Consider the following 2,387-nt stretch of genomic DNA (forward strand, 5'->3'; position numbering starts at 1 on the left):
AGATAGATCAAAAATGGTATGAAGCTAAAGAACCTAATGAATTCAATGATGGTTTTTGGGGTTTTGGAACTGGAATTGCTAATGTTGCAGAATCTCTTATAGGATCTCCTGGCAAAGTATTTAACAATAACCAATATGTATTAGATAGCAATATTGATAAAAATTGTTATATTATTAAAAAACTAAGAAGCCCCCAAGCTTTCAAACCCTCTAATCGTTGCACTTTAGAACTTTCTAAAGAACAATATGAAATCCTACTTGCAAATATTAAAAATGATTTTAATACTACAAAAGAAATTACACCTAATAGCAAAGAACCAATCAATGAAGAATTTACCTATAAGCTTCTTGAAAACAACTGCGTTACTTGGGTTATTCAAAAACTTTCTGATATAGGAATAGAGCTTATTGATGATGAATATAAAGTGCCTGGAAATTTGATAGATATCTTTGGCTTGATCAAATCTCTTCACTCTATCTTTTTGAAATTTCAAAACATTGATGATAATTTACAAAGTGTAAAAGGTGCAAGAGCTTTTATTACTTGGACTAGATCTATGCTAGATAATAATTATATATGTTATGTAAATCAGGAAAATTTAGAAAAGAAAATACAAACTTTTTGTAAAAAAGATATAGAAAATCAAAGATATTATGAAAGTATTAAAAAATTTTATGATAAAGCCTCCCAACTTAAAAGTATATATAATAAATTAGATTTTTGTTTGGAATCTATCACTAAAAAATTTAATACAAGCATAAAAGGCGATTTTGAATTGATTTATTTCGATAGAAAAGATAGACAAATTAAACTTTTAAAAGCAGATAATGATTATGAAGCTATTGCGATACAAGATTTAGATTTGAGTCAAAAATATAATAATTTTAGTGTGAGTAAGTTTTATCCTTTTATTTTTATACCTAAAGATGAAATGCTTTCAAGAATGCTTTATCATAAATATGATTATGGTAATATCTCACAAGAATATCAAAAAGATAGAAATGAATTTTATTTTAATGTTTTAGCAGGAGAAAAAAGCGATAAATACTGGAGTTTAAGTTATCATAAAATGACTAAAAATTTAAGGAAAATTCATGCCTCTTGAAAAAGTAAAAGAAACAATTTTTGCTTATGATAAAGAAGTGATTGATTGTGAAGTCTTAAGGGCTAAAAATGTTGATTTAACTCATTCTAAAATTTATTTTCAAGGTATACTCCTTACAGGCTCAAATGAACTTCCTAACAATCCTTTTTACTTTGGAGAATTAGATCAAGATAATACTATAAAACAAGATACACCCAGTTATTATTTTTCTCCTAAAGATGAAAGCAGTGGTTTAGGAAGACTTAGTATCTTTTATAAAAATGATGAACTTTGCTTGCTTAATTATTCTATTATAGAAAATTCTTTAAATATTAAATTAGAATGTTTAAGCAAACAAAGCTTAGAGTATAAAGACTTAATTTCAAACACTTTAAAAGAACAAAAAACCACACAAGTAGATAAAAAACAAGCTATAGCTAAACTTCATGCTCTTTTAGAAAATCAAAACCTAGAATGTATCCATGGAGGTAAAGTCATACTTAAATCAAACAAAGGAAAAACTTTTAAAGATGATGGTGTGTCTATAATGCTAGAAAGTGATTTATTAAACTCTAGTATAGTAGCTTGTCCTAATACTATAGCAGGTGTAAGTGTTCCTTGTACTAAAGTTGTTAATGTAAAAGGATCCTTATCTCAAAAGAAAGTCAATAATGAATATGTAATCTTACAAGAACTCATATCAGCTTGTATTAGTGATAAAGGTTTTCCTTTAAAAGTAAGCTTTACTCCTACTAAGTTTAAATTTGATCACAGCTTTGATCCTAAAGAGGGCTTAGGAGAACAAAGTAAAAATCAAATAGAGTTAAAAGAACCTATAATAAGACTTCATTATAAAAGTGATAGATTTCAAAAAGATAATTTACCTATCTATAATCTTTTAATCAATAATGAAAAAAAAGAACAAGATAAGGCTTTAAATGAATTTAATATAGATTTAAAAGATTTAAAAGATATAGAGGATATAAATATTCTTAATCAATTCAAACAAGACTTTAGTAAAGATTATGAATTTAAAGAATTAAATCTTAGCTTTGATACTAATTTAATCAAACTTTATTTTATTATCCCAAAAAACATTGCTAAAGTTTATAAAAGTGCTTATAAGGAATTTGAAAATAAAGATTTAGGAGTAGGGTATTTTACACAGCTACATGAGTATGATAAAATCATCAAAAATGCTTTAGAAGATAATAAAGAATTAAACGAATATCATTTAACTTTTTTAGCTCCTGCAAAAATGCAAAATTTAAAACTTCAAATCGCACAAGGACTAGATGAAAT

General features: G+C 25.8%; 2 protein-coding genes. Both read left to right on the forward strand.

Translation table 11 applies throughout. From position 1 onward, the window contains the following. The coding region (locus tag AJ886_RS10880; RefSeq protein WP_261662864.1) for a hypothetical protein at positions 1 to 1,106 on the forward strand (1,106 nt) is incomplete at its 5' end. Between the two features lie 274 nt (positions 1,107 to 1,380). Further along, the coding region (locus AJ886_RS07965) for a hypothetical protein (RefSeq protein ID WP_186820739.1) at positions 1,381 to 2,387 on the forward strand (1,007 nt) is incomplete at its 3' end.

It is taken from the genome of Campylobacter sp. BCW_6465 (genome assembly GCF_001762815.1).
Taxonomy (GTDB): Bacteria; Campylobacterota; Campylobacteria; order Campylobacterales; family Campylobacteraceae; genus Campylobacter_D; species Campylobacter_D jejuni.